Genomic DNA, 26,107 nt, shown 5'->3' with positions numbered 1-26,107 from the left:
CGCCTTATTTTTTCAGCGTCTTTTCCAGCGCCAGCTGGTAATCCGTCTTTTCGTAGCCGGCCAGGTATTTGTTTGTCGCGTCGAGGAAGGCGCGCGAGCGGTAGGCCGCTTCCAGGTCCTTGACCCATGGCTTGGCCTTGTCGGCAGTGCGGATGGCCACCAGGTTGATGTAGCTGTCCGAAATCTTTTCCACGCTCAGGGCCGACGTCAGCTTCATGCCGGCGGCCAGGGCGAAGTTGCCGTTGACGAAAGCGTAGTCGGCGTCGGCCAGCGAACGTGGCAGCTGCGCCGCTTCCAGCGGCACCAGTTTCAGCTTCTTCGGGTTTTCCAGCACGTCGCGCTCGGACGCGCGCAGCGGGTCGACGTTCGGTTTCAGCTTGATCCAGCCCATCTTGGCCAGCATCACCAGCGCGCGCGCCTGGTTGGTCGGGTCGTTCGGCATGGTGATGGTGGCGCCGTTCTTGACTTCCGCCAGCGTTTTTTGCTTGCCGCCGTACAGGCCGATCGGCATGGTCGGCACGGTGATCAATGAGCTCAGTGGCAGCTTGTTATCGGTGGCGAACTTGGTCAGGTAGACGATGTGCTGGAACACGTTGGCGTCCAGCGAGCCTTCGGCCAGTGCGTAGTTCGGCTGCACGTAGTCGTTGAATTCCACGATCTTGACCTTGTAGCCCTGTTTTTCCAGGATAGGCTTGATGCCCAGCTTCAGCTGGTCCGAATACGGGCCGGAGCTGGTGCCGATGACGAGTTCTTTCGGGTCCTTGGCGTGGGCGGCGGTGGCGAAGGCCAGGCTGGCAGCGGCCAGGAGCAGGTTGCGGCGAATGTGGTTCATGCTTTTCCTTGTACTGAAATACTGAATATGAATTAACGTTTGTCGAGGCGCTTGGCGATGCGCGTGCCGGCGAACTGGATGGTTTGCACCAGCACGATCAGGATGGCCACGGTGGCGACCATGATGTCCGTCTCGAAGCGGTAGTAGCCGTAGCGGATGGCCAGGTCGCCGATACCGCCGCCGCCCACCACGCCGGCCACGGCCGAATACGACAGGAAGCTGATCGACAGCACGGTCAGGGCCAGCACCAGGCCGGAACGCGCTTCCACCAGCAGCACGCGGAAGATGATCTGCATTTCCGACGCGCCCATGGCGTGCGCCGCCTCGATCACGCCGCGCGGCACTTCGCGCAGGTTCTGTTCCACCAAGCGCGCCAGGTAGGGAATGGCGGCGAACGACAGCGGCACGGCAGCGGCCAGCGGGCCGATCGAAGTGCCCGCGATGATGCGCGTAAACGGCGTCAGGGCGACCAGCAGGATGATGAAGGGGAAGCTGCGCACGGTATTGACCAGCCAGCCGAGGATCATCGACAGCGGACGGTTTTCCAGCGACTGGCCTTCCGAGACGAGGAACAGCAAGATGCCCAGCGGGCCGCCGATCAGGATGGCGGCCGTCAGGCCGATGCCCAGCATGGTCATGGTCTGGCCCAGCGCCACCCAGATTTCCGGCAGCAGGTTGATGACGTTATTGATCGATTCTTCAAACATGTGTTGCATCCTTCCATGCGGTGGCTTCAAACGCCTCGGTGCCGTAATAAGCCAGCTCGCGTCCCAGCGCCGTCTTGCGCGGGGTGGCCGTGTCGCTCAAATCGAATTGTTCGGCGATGGCGCCGCTTTCCACGACGGCGACCCGGTTGCAGATGGCGCCCAGCACCGACAGCTCATGGCTGACGATGACGATGGTCACGCCCAGGCGCGCATTGATGTCGCGCAAGGTATCGAGCAGGGCGCGCGTCGTTTCCGCGTCCAGCGCGGACGTCGGTTCGTCGCACAGCAGCACGTCGGGGTGGCTGGCCAGGGCGCGGGCAATCGCCACGCGCTGTTTCTGCCCGCCCGACAATTGCGCCGGATAGCTGTGCAGCTTGTCGGACAGGCCCACCAGCGCCAGGCATTCCTCGACGCGGGCGGCGATGTGCTCGCCCTTGGTGGTGCCATGGATTTTCAGGGGGAAGGCGACGTTGTCGAACACGCTGGCGTTTTGCAGCAGGTTGAATTGCTGGAAAATCATGCCGATATTCTGGCGCGCGTCGCGCAGTTCGCCCTTGCTCAAGCTGGTCAATTCGCGCCCGGCGACCGTGATGCTGCCGCTGTCGGGACGCTCGAGCAGGTTAATCAGGCGCAGCAAGGTCGATTTGCCGGCGCCGCTCTTGCCGATCAGGCCGAAAATATCACCGGGATAGACTTCCAGCGTGACCGATTTGACCGCGTGGAATTGTTCGCCCTTGGGCAGCGCGAAGGTCTTGTTTGCGCCATCGATGCGAATCACCGGCGTACGGTGTGGTGTGGTCATGCAGTGTTTCCTTTTTTATTGGACCGTGACAGGCGCGCTTGCAGGGGCCAAATCGCCCAGCCTGTTACGTCGGTTGCGTAGTATACCTCCGATCGTGTTATTACTCCTACGACAGAATCTTGCTTTGAATATGCAAATAATGTCTATATGGGTGTTTGGCGAGAGTAAAAGCGGTTTTTACGCGATCAGCCGATGGAAAATTCGACGGGAATCGATAATTCCAGCGGCTCCGGCCGTTCCTTGGGAATGCGCGGCAGTGGCGCCGCCCGTTGCAAAGTGTCGAGCGCGGCCTGATCCAGCGCTGCGGAACCGGAACTGCGCTCGATGGCGGCCGCCAGCACCTGCCCGTCGCGGTCGATGCGGCAGCGCAGGTACACCACGCCCTGTTCCTGCTTCGCGCGCGACGCCGTCGGATAGCGGCGGAAGCGCTCCATGCGCGCCAAAACCTTGCCTTCCCAGCTCGATACGCCGCTGCGCAGCTCCTGTGGCGCGGGCGGCAGGGCGGGCGAGGGAGGCGCCGCCGCGACAGACGCCGTGGCCACCGGTGCCGGCGTGACGGGGGCAGGGCGCACCTCGGCGACGGCTGCGACGGCCTCGGCTTGAGGCGGCATGGGCGCGGCATCCGGCTGCGGCGGCACGAATTGCGGCAGGGCTGGCGCTGCTTTTTTTGCAAGGGCGCGCGACGGCGCGGCCGCGGCGCTGGCCTGTTCAGCAAGATTCTGCTCCAGAGGGCGGGGCGGGGCGGCGGCCGGCAGGAACAGCAGCATGGCCGGCTGCGCGGAGTCGGGCGCGATGGCCAGCACGGGCGCTGCCGGCGCGCGGTGGTACACGGCCCATCCCAGCAGGGCGCCATGCATGGCGAAGACCGTGGCGATGGTCAGCGGCTTGTGCCAGTCCGCCGGCGGCGTCTTTTCCGGCGCCGGCCCTTCCGGGCGGCGCAGCAGATAGATGATGACGGCGATTTCCATCGTTGCCACGAGGACGATGACCCACCAGGGCGGATGGCCGAGGCACATGGCGACAAAGCCGATGGCCATGCCCAGGCAAGCGAGGACCTTGCCGCGCCGCGACACGGCGCGGTGTTCACGCCACTGGCGCAGCGGCGCGCCGAAGCGCGGGTGGTGCAGCAGCCAGTGTTCCAGGCGTGGCGAGGCGCGGCTGAAGCAGGCCAGTGCCAGGATCAGGAAGATCGTCGTCGGCATGACGGGCAGCAGGGCGCCGATCACGCCCAGCGCCACCATCAGCATGCCGGCGGCCGTCCAGGCCCAGCGGCGCAGCCGTGCCGTATGCGCTTCCGCGCCGGCCTGGATTACTGGCTCTTCCATCAGGCGCAAGCCTCCACGTGGCCATGCATGCGCAGGAAGGCGGCGCGCGCGCCGTCGATCACGCGCGCTTCACCGGCGGCGTCAAGGACGGCCGTATCGAGTACTGACGTAAAATCGCGCCAGTGGCGCGCGCGTCCGTCCGGATGGCCGGCCAGGTGGCGCGCGCCGTGATGCTCGTCCAGGCCGATCTTGCCGGCCAGCTTATACAGGATGGCCGCGCCCAGCTTCGAGCCTTCGCTCACGTACAGCCAGCCCAGCGCCGTGGCCAGGTCCAGTTGCGCGTCGAACGGCGGCGTGGCCGCATCGGCCGGCAGGACGGTGCCCAGGTCGCTCAGGTCGGCCGCGATGCTGGCGTAGCGGCGGCGCTGTTCCAGGTCCGGCAGCAGGGCGGCCAGCTGCGCGTTGTCGTACAGCGCGTCGACATCGCGCAGGAACGCGTACTGCGCCTGCAGGAAGCGCGCGTAATTGTCGCGGCTGGAAAACGGCGCGCTGGCCATGATGCGCTGGTCCAGCAAGTCGTGGGTGGCCATGGTGTCGGCTTTCAGGCGCTGGCTGCGGCTAGGGGCCGCGTTAATCGGAACGGTGTTCAAGGTGCTGCTGGTGTCGCTTGCTGCATGCATGGAATATCTGCTCTCTATTATAAGGATGAATCAAATCAGAAACGAAGGCCAAGCGTGACGCGCGCCGTGCGGCCCGGCCCCGGCATCAGGCTCAGAGTCAGCGGATCGAGGTAGTAACGGTCCGTCAGGTTGTCCACCGCCACGTCGACGGTGGCGTTGGGCGTGATCTTGTAGCTGGCGAACAGGTCGGCCAGGGTGTAGGCCTGCGTCAGCACCTGCGGCGAGGTGCCCGTCCACGACTGCCACACGGCCTTGTCGTCCTGGCGCGCCAGCGGATGGCCGACGTGCGTCAGGCGCGTGCCGACGGTGAGTTTTTCCTGCAGCCAGCGCGTGCCCAGGGTCAGGTTGGCGCTCAGCTTGGGCTGGATATGGTTGCTCACGTAGGAACTGGAAAAGCCGATGGGCGAGCAGTCGGGCGTGTTCCAGATATCCGATTCCCACTTGCTGGCCTTGCGCAAATAGGCCGCCGTGGCCGCGTCGCAGATCAGGGTCTTGCGGTTCCATGTGCCGGAAAAATCGGCGAACACGCTACCCCGGTCATATGACGACTGCAGTTCGATGCCCGAGACGCTGTATTTGTCCGTGTTCGCCATCGAGAAATTCTGTGCGTAGGCCGGCAAGTCGGGAATCGGGCGGCGCGTGATGTAGCCGTGGGTGACGTTGTCGAAATAGGAGATGCGCAGGCGCAGCTTGTCGGCGGCGCTCCATACGCCATCCTTGACCACGCTCACGCCCACTTCGCGGTTGTGGCTGCGTTCGGCGTTCAAGGGCGACGAATACGTGGCCGAGAAGCCCATCGTCGATTCGTACAGGCTGGGCATGCGCAAGCCGCGCGCATCGCGCAGGAACAGGCTGACGCTGTCGGACAGGCGCGCCGTCAGCGCAAACGTGGGCGCAAAACCGTGGTCCTTGCGGCGGATCGGCGTGCTGTACTTGAACAGGCCGGGGATGGCGTCGCGGTAGACATAGCCATTGCCGCTCCACTGGTCCACCTGCGAGACGTCCAGCGGCACCGGCGCGGTGCCGTAGTTTTCCACCATGCCGCCCACCAGCGCGGGATTGGTGGCGGGCGTGAACCGGCCCTGCGCATCCTGGTACCACTTCGCTGCGCCGATCTGATCGCCGTCCTTGTCCCACATGGTGACCCATTGCCAGCCTTGCGGATGGTATTGCTGCTCGGCGCGGCGGTTGCGGTCGCGCGTATCGAAGCGCTGGAAGCGTCCGCCCGCCTCGACACTCAGCCAGTCGCGCGCCTGCCACTGCAGCGAGGCGAAGGCGCTTTGCTCGTGGCGTTTGCCGTTGCGCAGGGTGTGATTGGCGTTCAAGTCATCATCGAGGATGCGCACGCTGTCGGCCGGGCCGATATCTTCATTTTGCAAGGACAGGCCGTAATCGAGCTTGAGCGTGCCTATGCCGGTGGCGAAGCGCGAGGTATTCGTCAGGTCCGCGCCGACGCGGCGCGCCTGGTTCTTTGCCAGGTACAGCACTTCCACGCATTCCTTGCATTCGTGGTCGCCCGGATTGGTCTTGCCTTCCAGCGGATTGCTGAAGATATCGCCGTTGCGCGACTTGCTCTGCATGTCCGTCAGCCACAGGTTGGCCTTCAGGTCGATCAGGTTCTGGCCTTCCGGCTTCCATTCGTAGCGCGCCGTCAGCGCGTTCGTGCGCACCTGGCTGGGGTCCCATTGCGGGATGCTGCCGGTGCTGTTGCGGTAGATTTGCGAGGGCATGATTTCGCCATAGCTGCTGTCGAAATAGCGGTAGCCCAGCTCCAGCTTCTGTTCGTGCGGCAGGCGCAGGTTGGCCTTCAGCAGGGCCGAGGTGGTGCGGTTGGCCGTGTTCAGCACTTCGTCGCCTTTCTTGAAGAACTGCGTCACGCCATCGTCGCCACCCCATGCATTGGGCAGCTGATAGCGTTCGAAACCGCGCGTGCCGGAAAAATAATTGCCGATGCTGCGCTGGCTGATGGCGGCCACCAGGTCGTAGTCGTCCTGGCGCGTGGCCACGGCGATGCTGCCAAAGCCGCTGCGCGGGTTGCCCAGCTTGTTGCGGTGCGTGCGCGGCGCGCTGCCGAAATCGTCTGGCGCCGAGACGCTGTTGTCCTGGATGCCGCCGCGCAGGCGCACGCCCGTGCGCTGGCCCGGTCGCAGGATGTCTTCGGGGCGCAAAGTCTGCATGCTGACCATGCCGCCGATGGCGCCCGCGCCTTGCGCCGACAGGTTCGGCCCCTTGTCGATGCGGATGGCGCTGATCAGGTCAGGGTCGATGTAGCTGCGGTCGGCGATACCCGCGTAACCGCGGTAGACGGTGGACGATTGCAGGCTGCCGTCGATCAGCACGGGCACGCGGCCCTGGCCCTGCATGCCGCGCACGTTGACGTCGACGGCGCCGCTGTTGCGGCTGTCTCCCACCTGCACGCCGGCTACGCCCTTGAAGATGTCGGCCGGCGAGGTGCCGCGGAAGCGTTCGATCTGTTCGCGCCCGATGTAGGCGGACGAGGCGGACGTGACGTAGGGCAGGTCGGCCGGGTCCGTGTCGTCCGTCTCGAACGTGCCGCTGCCGCCCTGGCCATTCACGCGCAGGGTGCCGATCTGCACGGCGCCTGCGGCGACGGGGGCGGGCGCGCTGATGATGATGGTCGTGCCGCCTTGCAGCTGCGCCTGCAGGCCGCTGCCGGCCAGCAGCTGGCGCAGCGCCTCGGGCAGCGAATGCCGGCCTTGCAGCGGCGCGCTTTGCCGTCCCTGCGTCAGGCGCGCGTCGGCCAGCAGCACCATGCCGGCCTGGCGCGCCAGTTCGTTCAGCGCGCGGTTCAAGGGCTGCGCGGGGATGTGCCATTCGACCTGCGCCACCGGCGCGGCGGCGGCATGCACGGCGGGCGTGGCGAAGGCCAAGCCGATGGCCAGGAAGAGGGGAGACAGGCGGGCGTGCAAGGGATGGCGCGGTGGAGTCATATGCATGTTTTTCCTATGGTGATGTGGTGATCCTTCATAGTTAAAACGAATGAGTCTCATTTACCCTGACGTGCGGATGCATTTTATTTCGCTGCATGTGGACTACATCAGCGGGCGAGAATGTGCAGCTTGCCGTCCTGGCGCAGCAGGCGCACGGGCAAGGCCAGGGGCAGGGCGGCGGCAAACTGCGCCGGCAGCTTCGCGTCGAAGCTGCCGTTCAGGCGCAGGCCGGCCAGGGCCGGATCGTCAAGCACGAGGCCCGAATCGCCATAGCGCTCGAATTCGGCCAGCGCCTCGGCCAGGGTGGCGTCCTCGAAATCGAGGCGCCCGGCACGCCAGTTGCCCACCGCTTGTGCGCTGACCCTGGCCAGCGCTTGCACGCCCTGCGGCGTGACGGTGACCGTGTCGCCCGCCCGCAGCACTTCGGCATGCGCGCCGGCTTCGCTTTCCACGCGCACCGTGCCTTGCGCCACGCTCACCTGGGTCGTGGCGCCCACGTGGCGCACTGAAAAATGCGTGCCCAGTACCGTCGCCGTCGCCGCTCCCGCGATGACCTGGAACGGACGCGCAGGGTCGGCCTGCACATGGAACATGGCCTGGCCGCGCAGCAGGCGCACGCTGCGCCGGTCGCGGTACAGGGCCACGTCGACGGCGCTGCCGCTATCGAGTTCGATGCGGCTGCCGTCGGGCAGGACTTGCGTGGCGAACTGGCCGCGCGCCGTGCTGTAATCGTGCTGGAAGCCGGGGCGCTGCAGATGGCCGGCCAGCGGCCAGGCCAGCAGGCCGCACAGCAGCAGGCAGCCGCCGGCCAGCGCGCCGCGCGGCGGGAAAGAGGCCGCCTGGCGCAGCCGCCGCAGCAGCGATGACGGCGCGCCCGCCGCCGGGACGGGCTGGCTGAAGGCCGCCACGCGCTGCGCCGGCAGGCTGGCCAGCAGCGCATCGGTGCGGACCAGCGCCTGCCAGGCCTGCTGGTGGCGCGGGTCCGCTTCCAGCCATTGCTGCAATGCCGCCAGTTCGTGCGCGGCCAGGCCAGCATCGCGGCGCAGCAGCCATTGCGCCGCCAGGAAGTCGATGTCGTCGGCCGTCGTGTCTTGTGATGTCATGTGCTGTTTCATAGCGTATCCCGCTCGGGCAAGCCTTTTTTACAGGCGAGCATGCCGTTGATGATGTGTTTTTCCACCATGTTGACGGAGATACCCATCTGTGCGGCGATCTCGATCTGGCTCAGGCCGTCGAACTTGTACAGCGCGAAAGCCTGGCGGCAGCGCGGCGGCAAGCCCTCGATGATGAGCAGCAGGCGTTCCATGGTTTGCCGGTCGTGCAGCCGTTGCTCGGGTTCATCGGCGCGCGGCGCGCGCAGCTGCATGTGCGGCTCGTCGAGCGCGTCATGGGGCCGCCTCTGGCGCAAACGCTGTTCGTCGATGGCGATGTTTTTCGCCGTGACGTACAGCAGGGCGCGCTGGCCGCTGTCGGGTGGCGTATCGCCATGCAGGGCGCGGGCGCCGCCTTGCGGCTGGCGCGCCAGGAGGCGGGCATAGGCTTCCTGCACCACGTCCTGGGCCTTGTCGCGGCATCCCGTGGAGCGCGAAATCAGGCGCAGCAATTCCTGGTAATAGCGTTCAAGCACCGCGCATGTCCCCGTGATCAAAGCGCGCCATGATAGCAAGCCCATCAAATAATAACAAGAATCATTCTCATTTATGATGTAATCTGAGGCGCCGGATAACGCTGGATATTTTTGGCAATGCAGACAATAATCGGCAGCAGAAGGCGCTGTCACAGAGAATATCGCCATGTATTATCGATTTTATCGATGCTAACTAGGTATATTTTCCGTTTTACATCGATCTTCATGCCATGCATAATCTGTTGCAACTGAAGCCAGACAATCAGCCGCATGCGCCAGTCGCCTGCAGCTGGTTGCGGTTTTGACATCCTCCACTTTCTGTTAGGAACCTACAATGAAAAAACTGCTCGCTTTTATCGCCGCCGCCGGCTTCTCGCTGTCCGCCGTTGCCGCTCCTGAAGTCTATGTCATCGATGGCAGCCACACTTTCCCCCGCTTCGAGTACACCCACATGGGCTTCTCGACGCAGCAAAGCCGTTTCAATAACACCACCGGCAAGGTCACCCTGGACCGCGCCGCCAAGACGGGCGCCGTCGAAGTGCTGATCGACACCAAATCCGTCGACACGGGTTCGACCCTGTTCAACTCGCACATCCAGGGCGAAGATTTCCTCGACACGGCCAAGTTCCCGGTCGCCACCTACAAATCGACCAAGTTCAATTTTGACGGCGACAAGCTCGCTTCCGTCGACGGCAACCTGACCCTGAAAGGCGTGACCAAGCCAGTCACCCTGACCGTCACCTCGTTCACCTGCGCCCCGCACCCGATGCTGAAAAAAGACGCTTGCGGCGCCAATGCCACGGCCAAGATCAAGCGCTCGGAATTCAACGCGGGCAAATATGCGCCAGCCGTCAGCGATGACGTCACGCTGACGTTTGCCATCGAAGCCATTAAGCAGTAATTGTTGGCTGCATGATGCAAAATGGCGGCGGACTTCGGTCCGCCGCCATTTTTTTATCTGCTTGCCCCTGCCATCACGCCAGGTGATGCACTTCCTGTTGCCCATACACGGGGGTGGTCAAGCCTTCCATGCGCGCCTTCAGTTGCAGCGACAGGTACTGGGAATAGTGGCGCGACTGGTGCAGGTTGCCGCCGTGGAACCACAGCGCTTGCTGCTGCGTGGGTTTCCACATATTGCGCTGCTCGCCCTCCCACGGGCCCGGGTCTTTCGTCGTGTCTGACCCGAGTCCCCACACCTTGCCCACCTTGTTGGCCACCTCGGGCGAGATCAGGTCGGCTGCCCAACCATTCATGGAGCCGTAGCCGGTGGCGTACACCACCAGGTCGGCCGGCAATTCCGTGCCATCGGACAGCACGATGGAATGGGCTGTCAATTCCTGCACGCCGACGCCGCTTTTCAGCTTGATCTTGCCCTCGGCGACCAGCTCCGAGGCGCCCACGTCGATGTAGTAGCCGGAGCCGCGGCGCAGGTACTTCATGAACAGGCCCGAATCGTCGTCGCCGAAATCGAGCATGAAGCCCCGTTCTTCCAGGCGCGCATAAAAGTCCGCGTCGCGCTCGCGGATGGCCTTGAAGACGGGCTTCTGGAAGTCGGCCAGTATCTTGTACGGGATCGAGGCGAACGTCAGGTCGGCCTTGGCCGTCGTCATGCCGGCGGCCAGCGCCCGTTCCGAGTACAGGTCGCCCAGGGCCAGGTCCATCAGGGAATCGGACTTGACGATGTGCGTCGACGAGCGCTGCACCATGGTCACGTCCACGCCCGCTTCCCACAGGGCGGCGCAGATATCGTGCGCGGAATTGTTCGCGCCGATGACGACCACCTTCTTGCCGACATACGCGTCCGGCCCCGGATGCTGCGACGAGTGCTGTTGCTCGCCCTGGAACACGTCCATGCCCTTGAACTTCGGCATGTTCGCCTTGCCCGACATGCCCGTGGCCAGCACCAGCTGCTTCGGTTTCAGGGTGACGGGCTGGCCGTCGCGCAGCACTTGCACCGTCCACTCGCCGGACGCTTCGTCGAAGCTGGCCGATTCGCAGGAAGTCGAACCCCAGTAGTTCAGCTCCATCACCTTGGTGTACATTTCCAGCCAGTCGCCGACCTTGTCCTTGGGCGTGAAGACGGGCCAGTTGTCGGGGAAGGGAATATACGGCATGTGGTCGTACCAGACGGGGTCGTGCAGGCACAAGGACTTGTAGCGCTTGCGCCAGCTGTCGCCGGGGCGCGCATTTTTCTCGATGATGATGGTGGGGACGTTCAATTGCCGCAGGCGCGCGCCCAGCGCGATGCCGCCCTGGCCGCCGCCGATGATGACGCAATAGGGCTGGCGTGCGTAGCCCAGTTCCTTTGCTTCCTGCTCGCGGTGCTCCAGCCAGCTGCTGCGGTTGGTGCGCGCGCCGTGTTCCGCGCCCATGGGCCGCCGGCCGCCCTTGGCTTCCTCAAAACCCTTCAATTCGCTCATGGTGGTGAGCAGGGTCCAGATCTTGCCGTCGCGGATGCGGATGAAACCCACGCCGCGCGCCGCCTTCGTTTCCACCGTGATCCAGCTTTGCAGCACGCCGCCGGCCTCGCTGGCGTGTTCGCCGTCGGCGATGCGAATGGAGAGCGGCTGCACGGCGCCCAGCTGGGCGGCCAGCATGGCGGCGATCTGCTCGCGGCCTTCCAGGGTTTTCAAATTCCAGGTAAACAGCACCAGGTCGCGCCAGTAGCCGTCCTGTTCGAACAATTGCGCGGCGCCCGTGCTGTCGCTGGCGCGCAGCGCGCCTTCGAGCTGCTCCAGGATGCCGGCCACGGCCAGGTCGTGCGGGTTGCTATCGGTTTGCATCGTGTCTCCTCCAAGTCTGCTGACTTTATGATGGGATGCGGCTGTGTTGCCGCTGACGATGTTGTAACACTGGCGTTCCGGCGCCGCATTGCGCAGCGCAGCATGGCTGAAGTTGAGACGGAAATCTCAGCTTTTCGGACGGCTACTGGCGGTGCGGCGGCACGATGTGCAGTTGTTTGAGACGCCGGTACAGGGTGGCGCGCGAAATGCCCAGCATGGCCGCCGCTTGCAGCGGGCGCCATTTGGCGGCGTTCATGGCGTGGGCGATGCGCGTGCGTTCGGCCTGTTCCGGCGCGGTGTATGCCAGTGCGTCCGGCGCGACAGGCGCCTCGCGCGTGGCGCGCACGCCGGCCTGGCGCAGCGGTGCGCGCACGCGGGCGTGCAGCCAGGTGCTGCCTCCGGCCAGGCGCAAGGACAGCAGATTGTGTCCCGCGCGCGCATCGAACAGCCGCTCGGCGCGCACTTCCAGCACGTCGCCGACGGGACGCGGCAGCGTGTCCAGGCCCCCGATGACGTCGCGCGCGCAGCGGTTGGCGGCGACGATGTCGCCATGCTCGTCGATGGCGAGCAGCATCTCCGGCTGCACTTCCACGAAGTGGCGGTTGCGGTGCGCCAGCAGGATGCAGCAATGGCCGTAGGACTTCAGGAAAAAGCCGTCCTCGATCAGGGTCGCGCCTTGCCGCACCAGTTGCCTGACCAGGCGCTGGCTGTCGCGCGCGTCGGGGGAAGTCAGCGCCGAGGCATCGAGCACGCCGATCAAGTCGCCGTGCGGCGAAAAGATCGGCGCGGCGCTGCAGGTCAGGCCCGTGAACGCGGCGCGAAAATGGTCGGTCTTGTGCACGGTGATGGCTTCATGGTCGAGCAGCACGGAAGCGATGCCGCACGTGCCTTCCTCCTCTTCCGACCAGCACGAACCGGGATACAGGCCCGCCTTCTTGAAATCCTTGCGCTGGTCCGCATCGACCGCGTAGTCGATGGTCACGCCGCGCGCATTGGCGAGGATGACGCAGTAACCCGCTTCGCGCACCATGGCGTGCAGGCGCGGCAGGCACTGGCCCGTGGAGCGCAGAAAATTTTCTTCGGATTGCTGGATGGCGCGCAGCTCGGCGCCCGTCAGGATGCGCGGCCCCGTGGTGGAGGCGGGGTCGAGCCGGTAGTCGTCCAGCGAGCGCCGGTACGACGACGCCAGCCTGGCCGTATCGGCCCCTGGATTGACGATGCGGCCGGCGATCAGGTCGCGCACGCGGTCGATATGGCTGGTCTGGCGGACGTAGGGCATGGCGCTCTCCGGTGTCTCGGTATTTTTTATGGTATGCCCGTTTTTAGCACGAAGCGCCGGCACATGCATGCCGCATTGCAGCATGGGACTGCCGTGAGACGTTCGTCTCACCACAGCCGCGCCGCACAATAGGATGCTTTACAACAATAAAAAAGAGCATCTCTGATAACATTCGCTCAAATTGACAGTCAGCCAGCGCAAGGGATATCTATGGCAATGCAAACGATGTTCCTGGCACGCAGAACGATGATGCTGGCCTTGCTGGGAGCGAGCGCCTCCTGCGGCGCCGCCGGCCAGCTCGATCCCGATGGCCAGAGCAGCCTGGAAAAGGAAGTGGCCCGGCGCGCCGCCGTCGAACCGGCCATAGTCGCCAGCTGGCAAATGACGCGCTCCGTGGAAGCGGGCGTGCAGGTGGCCGGCGAAAACAACTTGTTCTGGAAGCTGTCGAATACGCCCGCGCGTAATCCCGGCTTCGAATTCAACCCCTATTGGTACGAGTTCTATGTCAAGCCGGCCCTTGGCTTCAAGCGCAATCTGGGCGACGGCAAGCAGCTGTATGCGCGCGTTTCCGCCGTCGGCTCCGGCACGGCGCGCCATGATCCATTCGGCGCCGGCGATACGGGCCGCATCTCGATCGAGGAATTCGTCGCCGGCATCCGCATGCCGCTCGGCGGCACGCGCGCCATGCTCGACCTGTCGGCCGGCGCGCAAAATTTCACGCTGGGCACCGGCATGCTGATCGCCAATGGCGGCTCGAACGGCTTTGACCGTGGCGCCCTGAAACTGGGGCCGCGCAAGGCTTTCCAGAATTCCGTGGTGGCGAAAGTAAGCCAGGATGCGTTCAGCGCCCAGGCGTTCGATCTCGACCCGAATGAAAACCCCGACAACGATTCGGGCACGCGCGTCGTCGGCGTTGATTTCAGCTACGCGCCCGCGAACGACCGCAAGGCCGGCATTGCATATGGCAAGGTGCCCCGTTCGCATGCCGCGTATCCGCAGGCGGCGCCAGGCGGCATCGGCGCGCCGCTGGCCGTGCCCGAAGGCCGCAAGGACTTGCAGTTCGTGTATGGCTACGCGCGCGTTCCCGTATTGCCCACCGTGCTGCCGAAGGGCTGGTTCGGCGTTGACGCCGCGCGCGAATGGAACACGCGCGAGCCGATGCGGGCCTGGGGCTGGCGCACGGAAGGGGGCTTTTCGCTGCCCGACGTGGCCTGGACGCCGAAGTTCACGCTTGGCTACCAGAGTTTTTCAGGCGACGATCCGCGCACGGCGCGCAACGAGCGCTTCGACCCGCTGTTTTTCGAAGGCACGCCGGGCGCCTGGGCTTCGGGCAGCAAGGCGACCTGGGTCTTCGTCAATGCCAACGTGAATGCGCTGCAGGCTACCATCGAGCTGCACCCGACGCCGAAAGATACCGTGACCGCCTACCTGGCCCAGGTACGGGCCAACCAGATGGGCAGCCCGCTGCAGTTCGGCCAGGCCACGCGCCTCGACGTGCCGGGCGACGCGCCCGTGGTGATCGCCGGCGTGCTGCGTCCGATGCTGGCGAACGATGTCTTCGTCAAGTACGTGCGCGTGGTGAACCCGAATACCTATCTGACCCTGGGCTTCAGCGCCTCGTTCGCGCAGTCGGGCGTCAACCAGCTGGTGAATGGCCAGGCCAGGACGTGGACGGGCTGGCTGGCGAACGTCGTATGGGTCTATTAAGTATTCTGTCTATCAAGGAGAGCATCACATGAACAATTTCCCCAGCATGAAACGCCTGGCCCTGGCCGCAGCCTGCCTGGCGCTGGCCGCCGGCGCCCATGCGGCAGAAGCGACGGCGCCGCTGTCGGCCGCCGCCAGCGACCCGGCCACCTTGCAATGGATGGTGGGCGCGCCGCCGCCGGCCGATAAGATCATCCGCTTCGACGATGGCAGCTATTTCACCTTCCCGCAGCTGCGCTGGAGCGTGTCGCATTTCCGCCAGCTGATGCCGACGGTGGAAGTGGCGCGCGGCCTGAAAGCGCCCGTGCCCTTGCCGCGCGCGCTGCGCAAGGATATCGACAGCCTGCGCTTCACGCCCCTGGGCGCGACGGAAACGATGACCTGGGAGCAGTCGCTGGGCGCCAACTACACGGACGGCATCGTCGTGCTGCACCGGGGCCGCATCGTGTATGAGCGCTATTTCGGCGTGCTGAAGGACAGCGGCCAGCATGGCGCCATGTCCGTGACGAAGTCCGTGATGGGCACCATCGGCGCGGCCCTGGTGGCCGAAGGCAAGCTCGACCCGAACAAGAAAGTGGCCGAGTATGTGCCGGAACTGGCCAAGTCCGCATTTGGCGACGCCACCGTGCGCCAGGTGCTCGACATGACCACGGGCCTGAAATTCAGCGAAGATTACGCCGACCCGACAGCGGAAGTGTGGCAGCACGCGGCGGCCGGCAATCCGCTGCCCAAGTCGAAGGATTACACGGGGCCGCGCAGCTATTTCGAGTATTTGCAGACGGTGCGGCACGAGGGCCGGCATGGCGAGGCGTTCGGCTACCGCACGGTGAACTCCGACGTGCTGGGCTGGATCATCGCCCGCGTCACGGGGCAGAACGTCAACGCGTACCTGTCCGAACATATCTGGCAAAAGCTGGGCGCTGAACAGGATGCCTACATGAGCGTCGATTCGACGGGCACGCCGTTTGCCGGCGGCGGCTTGAGCGCGGGCTTGCGCGACCTGGCCCGCTTCGGCGAAATGCTGCGCAACGATGGCCGCTACAATGGCCAGCAAATCATCCCCCGCGCGGCTGTCGCGGATATCCGCCGCGGCGGCGACAAGCAGCTGTTCGCCAAGGGCGGCTACGATTTGCTCAAGGGCTGGAGCTACCGCGACATGTGGTGGGTCACGCATAACGACCACGGCGCCTACATGGCGCGCGGCGTGTATGGCCAGCGCATCTACGTCGACCCGAAGGCGGAAATGGTGATCGTGCGCTTCGCCTCGACGCCGACGGCAGCCAATGCGGCCAATGACCCGACCACCACGCCGGCCTTCGAAGCGCTGGGCAAGCTGCTGCTGGCCAGGCCGAAGTAGGGTGCCAGGCTGACCCTTGCCAGCCGTGCGGCGAAACGGGCACAACTGCAATATACTGTCCTTTCGTCACTACTTGTTGCTTGAGTGATAATTTATTCGTTGCGCGCAAGGAGCAGGCACCGTGGAAACCAGCCAGCCGGATCAACCGCACCTGCCGCTCTGGCGGCGCCTGCTGTGGCCGGTTACCCAGCTGGGTTCGGCCTTCAAGCTGACGGGCACGCACCTGCTGCACCACGTGATCGGCGCCAGCCTGATCGCCTCGCTGATGCTGGCGCTGGAAGGTTTTCACGTGCTCGAATGGCTCGATGCGGCCATGCTGCGCGCCAGCGCGGCGCAGGAGCAGTTGCTGGACCGGGGCAAGGACCCGGGCGCCGCCTACCGGCCCGGCATCATCGAAATCGACCAGCCCGCGTTCGAACAGGTCTTCGACGAGCGCGAACCGCTGGAACGCACGCGCCTGGAGCAATTGATCGCCGGCGCCGCTGCGCGCGGCAGCCAGGTGCTGGCCATCGACCTGGACCTGGCGCCGGCCGTGTACGAACAGCACAAGGCGGGCGAGCGGCCGCTGGACCGCCTGCTCGACCGGCTGGCCGCCGATGGCCGGCAACTGGTGCTGATCCTGCCCGAGCAATCGGACGAGAATGCGAACCTGCCCTGGATACGCGCGCGCTGCGCGGCCGGCATCCACTTTGCCAGCCCGCGGATCCGCGAACGCATGGGCGCCGTCACGCGCATCGAGCTGAAAAGTCCCGTGCTGGCGGCCGTGGCCTTCGAGCTGGCGCATGGCGCCGATGAACAGGAGCAGAAGCAGCCCATGCCGGCCGTCCTGTCCGAGCAAAAGCAAGGGCTGGCGCTGGCGGGCCGCGTGTGCCAGCTGGCGCGGCGCTCGGGCAGCGAAAGGGACTTGGCGCGCTGGGCGTTCGAACCCGTCATCCACGGCGACGCCAAGGATGCGGCAGAGCAGAACGCCGTCACGGCGCCGTTTCATCCGGCGGCCGTGGCGCCGGCATTCCTGAACCCCACGCGCACGCGCGTCAAACTGATCGAAGGCCAGGCCGGCGTAGATGCCGGGGCGTTGCGCAAGAACGTCGTGTATATCGGCAGCACGTATGATGTGCGCGACCGCTATACGACGGCCGAAGGCGAGCAGGCCGGCCTGCACCTGCATGCGGCCGCCCACACGTCGCTGGGCATCGGCACGGCCGACGTCAATAAATATGCGGTGTTCGTAGCCGATATCGTCATCGGCGTGCTGCTGGGCTGCCTGTTCGGCGGCCTGTGGACCCTGTACGGCCGCGCCGAACTGGCCATCGACAAGCGCATGGAAGACCACGATTTCAGCCGCCTGCACCGCATGGGCACCCTGGCGGAATTCTATGGCATCCGCCTGATGCTGGCGCTGGTGTGGGCTTCGCCGTTTGCCATCGGCGCGCTGGCCATCTACCTGTCGCGCGGCTTGCTGGAGCTGGGCTGGTGGGTCAATCCCGGCCCCCTGATCGCCGGCATGTTCCTGCACGCGATGTCGCTGCGCGACGAAGCCCACCATCCGCACGAGGAAGTGCCGGGCTTGAACGTCTGGGCCCAGCTGCGCCGCACGCATCCCGGCATCGTGCTGGTGCAGGCGCCGCTGGCGGTGGTGTTGCTGGTGGTGGCGCTGGTGTAGCGAGATGGCAGTTGATTAATTGATCAGCTTCAACCCCGGCGGCAGCGCCTCGCCCAGCATGCGCTTGGTGTTCGCTTCGTCCAGCTGCGTCACTTCGCTGACCATCGCTTGCCACAGGGGCGTGGCGCCCACGGCTTTCAGGCGGGCGAGGATGGTGGCGCGCAGTTCGTCGGCGATGTCGCGCGAGCGGTCGCCCGTCATGCGCGCCAGGTGGGTGGCGGCGAAAGCGGCCGGTTCCACCTTTTTCCAGTCCAGCGCCAGCAGCACCTGCAACCATTCGGCCACGGTGGCGCTGTCGACCACTTCGTGCGCGCTGCCGTGGAAGGGCTGGCGCGCGCCGACCCTGGCCAGCGCCCACAGGGTGTTCGTGTCCGCCGCTTCCCCCTTCTTGCCGGCTTTCTCCAGGCGTTTCAGCAGCCAGGCGCCCACTTCCGCCTTGTAGGCGCCAGGGATGCGCTCCAGCGAGGCGCCCAGGCGCAGCATGTCGTCGTCGCTGCCGTTCACGAGGGTGACGGGGCGGCTGCCCCGCTGGGCCGCATCGGCTTGCAGGTTGAAGGCGAAGTCGTCGAGCAGGCGCAATTGCTGCTCCGTGTTCAAGCCGCCGGCCACCCGGCGCCACAGGGTCCACCATTCGGCGCACACCTGGCTATCCTTGTGGTGCTGCACGCCCGTGTCGAACATCGCCCACAGCTGCTCGATGCGCCACGGGTCCAGCGCATCGCCGTAGCCGGGACGCAGGCAGTAGCCGGCCAGATTCAGCCAGACCCGCTCATGCTCGGCGGAGCGGCGCCGGCCGCGGGCGCGCAGCAGGAGGGTGTCGAACAGCTGGCGCAACAGCGGCGTATCCCAGCTTTCGCGCCCGCCCAGCCCCCGTTCCAGGTGCTGGCGCAGCTGGCGTACTTCCTTGACGTCGACCTTTTGCGCCCTGCCGCCGAAAATGCGCTCGATTTTCTCGATGGCTTCCTTCATGCGCGGCGACACGGCTTGAGCCTCGCCACCGCCTTGCTCTTCCTTACCAGCGCGCAACTGGAATTCCAGCAGCCAGCGCGCACAGGCATCGGCTGCGGCCACGCAATGCACTTCCAGCGTACCCACTTCCGTCATCACGGTGGCCAGTTGCACGGTGATGTCGCGTTTGTCGTTACCGCCGTCTTTGGCGTGCAACACGCTGGCCAGCGGCGGCAGGCGCAAATACTCGCCGTCGTCCAGGTCGACGATCTCGCCCAGCTGCGGCGGCGTGCCCGCCTCAAAGAGGGACGTGGCCAGGTGGAAGCGCACGGGCCGGCCCAGGCGCAAGGCGAACAGGCGCTCCGTCAGGCGGATTTCTTCGCCGCTGGCGCTGCCACGGGGCAGGATGCAGACGGCGCGGTGGTCCTTGCCCGCCTCGCCCAGCACGAGGAAATAGCTGCGCGGCGAACCGCCGCCGATGCGCGGCGCCTGGCCGCGCCGGGCCAGCGCGTAGGCGACGGCGCCACGGGCCACGGCCACGTCGGGATTGTCATTGTGCAGGATGGTCAGCGGCTGTCCGCGCCAGTGTGCCAGGGTGTCGGCCAGGCGGCGCGCCAATGCGTCGGCACGGAATACGCCGCCATTCAGCAGCAGGGTATCGGGCAGTGCGCCGGTATGCTGCTGCAGAAAGCTGGCCAGGTGGCGCGTGATGGCCGCGTCCTGCGCATACGGCAGGCCGAATTCGACGATGCCGGCGCGGCCCTTTCTGGCCACCTCGCTCAGTTCCACCTTCGGGAAGAAGCCATCGACCACCATGGCCGCCACTTCCTCGCGCGTGACGTCGACGGAACGGCTGCCGCCGATCAGGCGCGAACCGGCACCCAGCAGGGTGACGGTGGTTTTCTCCGGCGCGTCGGCGGAGAGCAGCAGCTCCTTGGCGGCGCGGCAGCGTTCCATCAGCTGCGACAGGCGCGCGGCCGACAGCTTCATGCCGCCTTCCTGGCCGGCGGCCAGGCGCGTTTCCACCAGGTGGGCCAGCGCCAGGTCCATATTGTCGCCGCCGAGTATCAAATGGTTGCCTACGCTGCTGCGCGTGAGCTGCGGTTCGCCGTCGTCATCGAAGGCCACGTCGATCAGGCTGAAATCGGTGGTGCCGCCACCCACGTCGCAGACTAAAATGCGGCGCGTGTCGGCCAGGTCTGCGCGCAGGGTGGCGCGCTGGCGCTGCAGGAAATCGTAGAAGGCCGCCTGCGGTTCTTCCACCAGGCGTAGCGCGGGCAAGCCCGCCATGCGGGCCGCTTCCAGGGTGAGTGCGCGCGCACCCTCGTCGAACGAGGCGGGGATGGTCAGCACCAGTTCCTGGTTTTCGAGGAGAGCCTGCGGGAATCGGTGGTTCCAGGCGGCGCGCACGTAGGCCAGGTAGCTGGCGCTGGCCGCCACGGGCGACACTTTCGCGACATCGGCATCCGCGCCCCAGGGCAGGATGGGCGCCTGGCGGTCCACGTTCGCGTGCGACAGCCAGCTCTTCGCGCTGGCCACTAACCGGCCCGGCACCTGGGCGCCCAGCTGGCGCGCCAGCATCCCCAGAACTGCATGGTCGATGTCTTGCTGCGGCCAGGGCAGCTGCAAGTCGCCCGCCGCCAGTTCGCCGGCGGCGGGATGGTAGCGCAAGGAAGGCAGCAGGGGGCGTGCGCCCACTTCGCCGGGAGCGACCAGCTGCTCGATGGCGAACAGGTTTATTCCTGCCGGCGCATCGCCAGCCGCCGCATACGCGACCACCGTGTTGGTGGTGCCCAGGTCGATGCCGACCAGGAAGGCCGGCTTGCCCACAGCGCTGCGCATGCCTATTGCTGCGGCGTGCCGCGCACGTCGAATTCCACTTTCCAGCGCTCGGCGCCGTCAGGGGAAACGGCCAGCAGTTCCAGGGTGCCCGCTTCCGTCACGCGCGCGTGCAGTGTCACCTGCACCACGTCGCCGGCCGATCGGCCTTCGGCGGACAAGGTCGCCTGGATTTCGCTCAGTTCCTGCAATTCGTCGGGACCCCAGAAATCGAGCAAGTCGCCGATCTGGTCGTTGCGGCGCGTGGACGAGGCGAAGAAGCGGAAGTGCACGGGTTCGCCCACCACCAGGCCGAATTGCTGGCCCGGCAATTCCAATTCGCTGCCTTCTTCCATGCCGAACGGCGCCACGCACAGGGCCTGGATCGGCGGTTCCATGCCGGGGATGGCGGGCATGGCCGATTCGATGGCGACATAGAAGGAACTGGCCGTGCCGCCGCGGATGCGCACGCCATGGCCGCGCCGCACGTAGCTGTAGTAGGCGGCGCCGCGTGCCACGGCCAGGTCCAGGTCGGCCCCGGCCAGCATGCGTGCCGGTTCCGCGCCTTCCATGTACAGCCAGTCGTTGACGGTGGCCATGATGCGCTGCACCAGCAGGTCGGACTTGAAGACGCCGCCGTTGAACAGCACGGCCGTCGGGTGCAGGAAGCTCGCGTCCTGCGACTGGCGGCCCGCGAAGCCTTCCAGTTCGGACGTCGCCGCCACTTGCCGGCCCAGGAAGGCGGCCAGGTGGCGCGTGATGGCCGCGTCCTGCGCATACGGCAAGCCCAGTTGCGTCAGGCCGGCGCGCGTGCGCACGGCAGGACGGCTCGACGCTTCCACTTGCGGGAAGAAGCCGTCGAGGATGAAGGTGGACACTTCCGCGCGCGTCAGTTCCGTGCGGATGGAGCCGCCGATCAGCTTTGAGCCGCGGCTCGGCACGACGATGGGCGCCGTTTCCAGGCCGCTGTCGGCCAGCAGGCTTTCCTTGGCGCTGCGGCAGCCATAAGTGAGCGCGCGCATCTGCCAGGCGTCCAGCTGGGTGCCGTTGGCTGCCAGCTTGCGGGCCACCAGGTGGGCCAGGGCCAGGTCCATATTGTCGCCGCCCAGCAGGATGTGTTCGCCGACGGCCACGCGGTGCGGTTCCAGCACGCCGTCGCGTTCCAGCACGGCGATCAGCGAAAAGTCGCTGGTGCCGCCGCCCACGTCGACCACTAAAATGATGTCGCCCGGCTTGACTTCCTTGCGCCAGCGGCCTTCGCTGGTCTGGATCCAGCTGTACAAGGCCGCCTGCGGCTCTTCCAGCAGGGTCAGCGAAGCGTAGCCGGCCGCCTGCGCCGCTTCCATCGTCAGCTCGCGCGCGGCCGGATCGAACGAGGCGGGAATGGTGACGGTGATTTCCTGCTCGGCGAACGGTGCTTGCGGGTGGGCGTTGTCCCACGCCTGGCGCAAATGCGTCAGGTAGCGCGTGGCGGCCGTGATGGGCGAAATGCGCGCGACTTCCGCCGGCGCATCGTTCGGCAGGATGGCCGCGCGGCGGTCCACGCCCGGGTGGCACAGCCAGCTTTTCGCGCTGGAGACGAGGCGGATCGGCGTGGTGGCGCCGCGGCTGCGGGCCATTTCACCGACGACGAACGGCGCTTCGGCTTCCTCGGTGACCCAGGGCAGGGCCAGGTCGCCCGCCGCCACTTCATCGGCGTGCGGCAGGTAGACGAACGACGGCAGCAGCGACAATTCTTCGACGGTGCCCGGCGCCGACAACTGCGGCACTTTCAGCACGCCGTGGCTCGATTGCTCGCCGTCGCTCTCGACCAGGTTCACATACGACAGGGCGCTGTGGGTGGTGCCCAGGTCGATGCCGATGGCGTAGCGCGGGCTTGGGTTGGCTTGATCGTTCACAGTTCCACCTCGGCTGGCGCCAGGATGGCCGCGTCGTGCTGCTCGCTCAGTTTCGGCAGGCGCACGCTGGACGCGCGCCAGCCGCGGTGGCTGAGGGTGCCCGTGAACGGCGCGGAACCGACCACGTTGCCCGTCAGGCGTACTTGCGCAGAATCAAAGCCTTCCTGCAGCACGATGCGGCTGCCTTCGGCTTCCTGGCGCACGGCCTCGATGGTGAAGTATTCGCGCATGACCTTGGCGCAGCCTTCATGCACGACGCGGGCGGCCGCGCCGATGTCGGCATCGGCATGGCTGCCCAGGTTTTCCTGGGTAAAGTCGATCAATCGCGCTTCGCGTTGCAGCAAGGCCAGCAATTGCAGGGCGGCATCGGGCGTCGCTTCCTTCAAAATGACGGGCGCGGCGGCCGGCGTCGGCACGGGGGCGGGCGCCGGAGCCGGGGCCACTGGCGCCACCGGGGCGGCTTCGGGCAAGGACAGCTTTTCCACGCGGGCCGCATAGGCGGCGTCCGACAGGGTGCTGAAGAAGGTGCCGAAAGCCAGCGGGACTCGGCGCCAGAACGATGGGTGGGACGATGAAGTGCTCATAGGGAACTCGTTTCTCTGATCTGTAGGGAGGCGTCGGCGGCGGGGGCCGCTTCGCAAGGTAGTGCCATGTGCGGGGCCAACAGGGCCGGCTGCGTTTGCCCGCATGATACCAGCTACCGGGCCGCCGCCAAAGTCGCCGCCCCCCTGGCAGGCAGGCCGAAGCGTGGATTTTCTTTGTTCTTGCGCAAGGAAACGTTCGATTTCGTGCCGCTTCGACTAGAATCGCGCATTATCTTTTTGCATGACCTCGATGCCATGTCTACCGACTTTTCCCTGTATTTAGCCAGCAGCACTTACATCGACAGCGACCATCCAGCCGTGCGCGCCAGGGCGGCCGCGCTGGCGGTGGGCGCGGTGGGCGACGCCGCGATCGCGGCCCGCTGCTTTGCCTTCGTGCGCGACGAGGTCGCCCACAGCTGGGATTACCAGCGCAATCCCGTCACCTGCCGCGCGTCCGACGTCTTGCAGCATGGCACGGGCTATTGTTATGCGAAGAGCCATCTGCTGGCCGCGCTGCTGCGCGCCAACGGCATTCCTGCCGGCCTGTGCTACCAGCGCCTGGCCGTGGGCGAGGTGGGGCCGCCGTTCTGCCTGCATGGCTTGAATGCCGTGTATCTGCAAGACTTCGGCTGGTACCGCATCGATGCGCGCGGCAACAAGCCCGGCGTCGACGCGGCGTTTGTGCCGCCACGGGAACAGCTGGCCTTTCCCGTGCTGGCGCCCGAGGAACGCGATTTGCCGGAAATCTGGCCGGCGCCGTTGCCGCAGGTGATCGCCTCCCTGACGGGCCATGCGACGGTGCAGGAAGTGGCGGCGCATCTGCCCGATGTCGAGATGCTTCCGTTGAACAAGTAATTCATAGAAAGAAACCATGAAAAAAATCCATATGGGTCTGATTGGCCTGATGCTGCTGGCCGGTTGCGGCAGCAAGGGCGAGAGCGGCGGGCAATCGAGCGCCGCGCGTCTCGATGGCAAGGAAAAGGGCAGCGAGTTTCTTGCCTATGAACATAATGTCAGCGTCGATACGCACGAGGCGCAAGTGCGTCCCCTGTATGAAAAAGTGGTCGCTGCCTGCAAGGCCGATACGGAAAACGGCTGCCTGCTGCTCGATTCCAGCGTCGACAGCGGCCGCTACGTGCATGCGCGCATCAGCATGCGCGTCAAGCCAGCCGGCATCAAGAAGCTGGTCGCGCTGGTCGCGGCCGAAGGCGACGTCACCAGCCAGGGCACCAAGGTGGAAGACCTGGGCCGTCCGGTGCTCGACAGCAAGAAACGCCTGGAAATGCTCAAGCAATACCAGGCACAGCTGCAAGACCTGGAAAAGCGCTCGGGCACCAACGTCGATGCCCTCATCAAGGTGACCAAGGAGCTGGCCACCGTGCAAGTGGAGCTGGAGCAGGCGACGGCCGCCAACGCGCTATTGATGCAACGCATCGATACGGACTTGCTGAACGTGGCCATCAGCGCCGAAGGCAAGCAATCGTTCTGGCGCCCCGTCAAGCGCGCGCTGGGCAATTTCACGGAAAACCTGTCGGAAGGCGTGGCCAACGCCATCACGGCCATGGCCTACATCCTGCCGTGGCTGATCGCTTTCGTGCTGCTGTTCCCGCTGGGCCGCAAGGGCTGGCGTCGTTTGAAAGGCGTGCCACGCAAGAATTGATGCGGGTTACGCACCGTTTTACGGCAATTTGAAACCTGGCTGCACAGTCCTTGTGCAGCCAGGTTTTTTTTCGTGCGGCGCCGGCCCCGTGCACCATGGCGGACGCCCGCTGGCGCTGGCATGCATTCTGCTTTAACAACATCGCAGGCCCAGCTCGACCCCCACGAACCCATCACAGGAGTCCCCATGTCACGACGCATCATCCTGAAAGCGGCCGCCGCCGGCGCACTGGCCCTGGCCACCTCCACTTATATGCAGGCAGCCTTGGCCGCCGATACGATCAAGGTGGGCATTTTGCACTCCCTGTCGGGCACCATGGCCATTTCCGAAACGTCGCTCAAGGATGTGGCGCTGATGACGATTGCCGAAATCAATGCCAAGGGCGGCGTGCTGGGCAAGAAGCTGGAAGCCGTCGTCGTCGATCCCGCATCGAACTGGCCCTTGTTCGCGGAAAAAGCGCGCCAGCTGGTGGCGCAGGATAAGGTGGCTGTCGTGTTCGGCTGCTGGACGTCCGTGTCGCGCAAGTCGGTGTTGCCCGTGTTCAAGGAACTCAACAGCCTGCTGTTTTACCCGGTGCAATACGAGGGCGAGGAGCTGGAAAAGAACGTGTTTTATACGGGCGCCGCGCCGAACCAGCAGGCGATACCTGCCGTGGAATACCTGATGAGCAAGGATGGCGGCGGCGCCAAGCGCTTCGTGCTGCTGGGCACGGATTACGTGTATCCGCGCACCACCAACAAGATTTTGCGCGCCTTTCTGAAAAGCAAAGGTGTCAAGGATAGCGATATCAGCGAGGTCTACACGCCGTTCGGCCACGCCGACTATCAAACCATCGTCGCCAACATCAAGAAGTTTTCCACGGGCGGCAAGACGGCCGTCATTTCCACCATCAATGGCGATTCCAACGTGCCGTTCTACAAGGAACTGGGCAATGCGGGCTTGAAAGCCACGGACGTGCCCGTCGTCGCGTTTTCCGTGGGCGAGGAAGAGTTGCGCGGCATCGATACCAAGCCGCTGCTCGGTCATCTGGCGGCCTGGAATTATTTCGAATCCGTCAAGAATCCCGTGAATACGGCCTTCATCAAGCAGTGGAAAGCGTATGCGGTGGCGCAAAAGCTGCCGAACGCGGGGTCGGTCGTGACGAACGATCCGATGGAAGCGACCTATGTCGGCATCCACATGTGGGCGCAAGCCGTGGAAAAGGCGAAATCGACGGACACGGACAAGGTGATCGCCGCCATGGCCGGCCAGAGCGTCAAGGCGCCGTCCGGCTTTACCCTGACCATGGATGCCACGAATCACCACTTGCACAAGCCCGTGATGATCGGCGAAATCAAGGCCGATGGGCAATTCAATGTCGTGTGGAAAACCAAGGAAGCGATACGCGCCCAGCCGTGGAGCCCGTTTATCAAGGGCAATGAGGGCAAGCAAAAGTTATGAGCTGGCGGCAGAAAGGCCGGGGTCAGTCGCTTCGCGATCGGAATTTGTCCCATTGGGACGAATTCCCCCGACGGGACTTGGCGTCCCCGTCTGACCCCAGATTTTC

The 26,107-nt window shown here is 65.4% G+C and carries 20 protein-coding genes; 7 read left to right on the top strand and 13 right to left on the bottom strand.

Annotated elements, in window-relative coordinates:
- Nucleotides 1-4 precede the first annotated feature (4 nt).
- The 8 genes from O3300_RS07770 to O3300_RS07730 all read right to left on the bottom strand — a co-directional run bounded on the left by O3300_RS07770 (nt 5) and on the right by O3300_RS07730 (nt 8,864).
- Nucleotides 5-832, bottom strand: a complete 828-nt coding sequence (locus O3300_RS07770) for a MetQ/NlpA family ABC transporter substrate-binding protein (RefSeq protein WP_099667284.1) — start codon at nt 830-832, stop codon at nt 5-7.
- Between the two features lie 32 nt (nt 833-864).
- The gene (locus tag O3300_RS07765) at nt 865-1,539 is read right to left on the bottom strand and encodes a methionine ABC transporter permease (RefSeq protein WP_035820173.1); all 675 of its coding nucleotides are present in this window, start codon (nt 1,537-1,539) and stop codon (nt 865-867) included.
- On the bottom strand, nt 1,532-2,341 hold the full coding sequence (locus O3300_RS07760) for a methionine ABC transporter ATP-binding protein (RefSeq protein ID WP_099667285.1): 810 nt from the start codon (nt 2,339-2,341) through the stop codon (nt 1,532-1,534). The genes O3300_RS07765 and O3300_RS07760 overlap by 8 nt, the downstream gene beginning before the upstream one ends.
- Nucleotides 2,342-2,526: 185 nt before the next feature.
- Nucleotides 2,527-3,666 carry a TonB family protein gene (locus O3300_RS28430; RefSeq protein WP_369812266.1) on the bottom strand — a complete coding sequence of 380 codons (1,140 nt, stop codon included), beginning with the start codon at nt 3,664-3,666 and terminating at the stop codon, nt 2,527-2,529.
- A complete protein-coding gene (locus O3300_RS07745; protein ID WP_251348083.1) occupies nt 3,666-4,286 on the bottom strand; it encodes a biliverdin-producing heme oxygenase in 621 nt (206 codons plus the stop codon). Before O3300_RS07745 ends, O3300_RS28430 begins: the two co-directional genes overlap by 1 nt.
- Nucleotides 4,287-4,321: 35 nt before the next feature.
- Nucleotides 4,322-7,243: a TonB-dependent receptor gene (locus O3300_RS07740; protein ID WP_305052637.1), complete on the bottom strand. Its 2,922-nt coding sequence runs from the start codon at nt 7,241-7,243 to the stop codon at nt 4,322-4,324.
- A gap of 101 nt (nt 7,244-7,344) precedes the next feature.
- Complete coding sequence (locus O3300_RS07735; protein ID WP_305052636.1) at nt 7,345-8,340, bottom strand: FecR domain-containing protein; 996 nt, start codon at nt 8,338-8,340, stop codon at nt 7,345-7,347.
- A gap of 8 nt (nt 8,341-8,348) precedes the next feature.
- The gene (locus O3300_RS07730) at nt 8,349-8,864 is read right to left on the bottom strand and encodes a sigma-70 family RNA polymerase sigma factor (RefSeq protein WP_251348086.1); all 516 of its coding nucleotides are present in this window, start codon (nt 8,862-8,864) and stop codon (nt 8,349-8,351) included.
- A 334-nt stretch (nt 8,865-9,198) separates the two neighbouring features.
- Between O3300_RS07730 and O3300_RS07725 the strand changes: the two genes are divergently transcribed.
- Nucleotides 9,199-9,765 carry a YceI family protein gene (locus tag O3300_RS07725; protein WP_099667289.1) on the top strand — a complete coding sequence of 189 codons (567 nt, stop codon included), beginning with the start codon at nt 9,199-9,201 and terminating at the stop codon, nt 9,763-9,765.
- A gap of 73 nt (nt 9,766-9,838) precedes the next feature.
- Here O3300_RS07725 and O3300_RS07720 read toward each other — a convergent pair whose 3' ends face one another.
- Nucleotides 9,839-11,647 (bottom strand): NAD(P)/FAD-dependent oxidoreductase, encoded by a 1,809-nt coding sequence (locus tag O3300_RS07720; RefSeq protein WP_305052635.1) that lies wholly within the window; start codon nt 11,645-11,647, stop codon nt 9,839-9,841.
- A 142-nt stretch (nt 11,648-11,789) separates the two neighbouring features.
- Nucleotides 11,790-12,926 carry a sigma-54-dependent Fis family transcriptional regulator gene (locus tag O3300_RS07715; protein ID WP_305052634.1) on the bottom strand — a complete coding sequence of 379 codons (1,137 nt, stop codon included), beginning with the start codon at nt 12,924-12,926 and terminating at the stop codon, nt 11,790-11,792.
- A 210-nt stretch (nt 12,927-13,136) separates the two neighbouring features.
- On the opposite strand from O3300_RS07715, the gene O3300_RS07710 reads away from it, so the two are divergent.
- The 3 genes from O3300_RS07710 to O3300_RS07700 all read left to right on the top strand — a co-directional run bounded on the left by O3300_RS07710 (nt 13,137) and on the right by O3300_RS07700 (nt 17,653).
- Entirely contained in the window at nt 13,137-14,633 is a 1,497-nt protein-coding gene (locus tag O3300_RS07710) for an alginate export family protein (protein WP_305052633.1), read from the top strand.
- 28 nt (nt 14,634-14,661) lie between these two features.
- Nucleotides 14,662-15,990: a serine hydrolase domain-containing protein gene (locus tag O3300_RS07705; RefSeq protein ID WP_369812265.1), complete on the top strand. Its 1,329-nt coding sequence runs from the start codon at nt 14,662-14,664 to the stop codon at nt 15,988-15,990.
- Between the two features lie 121 nt (nt 15,991-16,111).
- The gene (locus tag O3300_RS07700) at nt 16,112-17,653 is read left to right on the top strand and encodes a CHASE2 domain-containing protein (RefSeq protein ID WP_305052632.1); all 1,542 of its coding nucleotides are present in this window, start codon (nt 16,112-16,114) and stop codon (nt 17,651-17,653) included.
- A gap of 15 nt (nt 17,654-17,668) precedes the next feature.
- Here O3300_RS07700 and O3300_RS07695 read toward each other — a convergent pair whose 3' ends face one another.
- From O3300_RS07695 to O3300_RS07685, 3 genes are read right to left on the bottom strand one after another with little or no spacing between them, the layout of a single operon-like run.
- Nucleotides 17,669-20,443 carry an Hsp70 family protein gene (locus O3300_RS07695; protein ID WP_305052631.1) on the bottom strand — a complete coding sequence of 925 codons (2,775 nt, stop codon included), beginning with the start codon at nt 20,441-20,443 and terminating at the stop codon, nt 17,669-17,671.
- 2 nt (nt 20,444-20,445) lie between these two features.
- Nucleotides 20,446-22,317: an Hsp70 family protein gene (locus tag O3300_RS07690; RefSeq protein ID WP_305052630.1), complete on the bottom strand. Its 1,872-nt coding sequence runs from the start codon at nt 22,315-22,317 to the stop codon at nt 20,446-20,448.
- Entirely contained in the window at nt 22,314-22,901 is a 588-nt protein-coding gene (locus O3300_RS07685) for a DUF2760 domain-containing protein (protein WP_305052629.1), read from the bottom strand. The genes O3300_RS07690 and O3300_RS07685 overlap by 4 nt, the downstream gene beginning before the upstream one ends.
- 255 nt (nt 22,902-23,156) lie before the next feature.
- Between O3300_RS07685 and O3300_RS07680 the strand changes: the two genes are divergently transcribed.
- The 3 genes from O3300_RS07680 to urtA all read left to right on the top strand — a co-directional run bounded on the left by O3300_RS07680 (nt 23,157) and on the right by urtA (nt 26,001).
- Nucleotides 23,157-23,756, top strand: coding sequence for a transglutaminase family protein (locus O3300_RS07680; protein ID WP_305052628.1), 600 nt, complete (start codon nt 23,157-23,159; stop codon nt 23,754-23,756).
- Between the two features lie 16 nt (nt 23,757-23,772).
- Nucleotides 23,773-24,561 (top strand): DUF4349 domain-containing protein, encoded by a 789-nt coding sequence (locus tag O3300_RS07675; protein ID WP_305052627.1) that lies wholly within the window; start codon nt 23,773-23,775, stop codon nt 24,559-24,561.
- Between the two features lie 186 nt (nt 24,562-24,747).
- Nucleotides 24,748-26,001, top strand: a complete 1,254-nt coding sequence (urtA, locus tag O3300_RS07670; protein WP_251348096.1) for an urea ABC transporter substrate-binding protein — start codon at nt 24,748-24,750, stop codon at nt 25,999-26,001.
- Nucleotides 26,002-26,107 lie beyond the last annotated feature (106 nt).

This window comes from Janthinobacterium sp. SUN206 (genome assembly GCF_030587305.1).
GTDB classification, from domain to species: Bacteria; Pseudomonadota; Gammaproteobacteria; order Burkholderiales; family Burkholderiaceae_D; genus Janthinobacterium; species Janthinobacterium kumbetense.
This window is presented reverse-complemented; position numbering and strand designations above follow the sequence as displayed.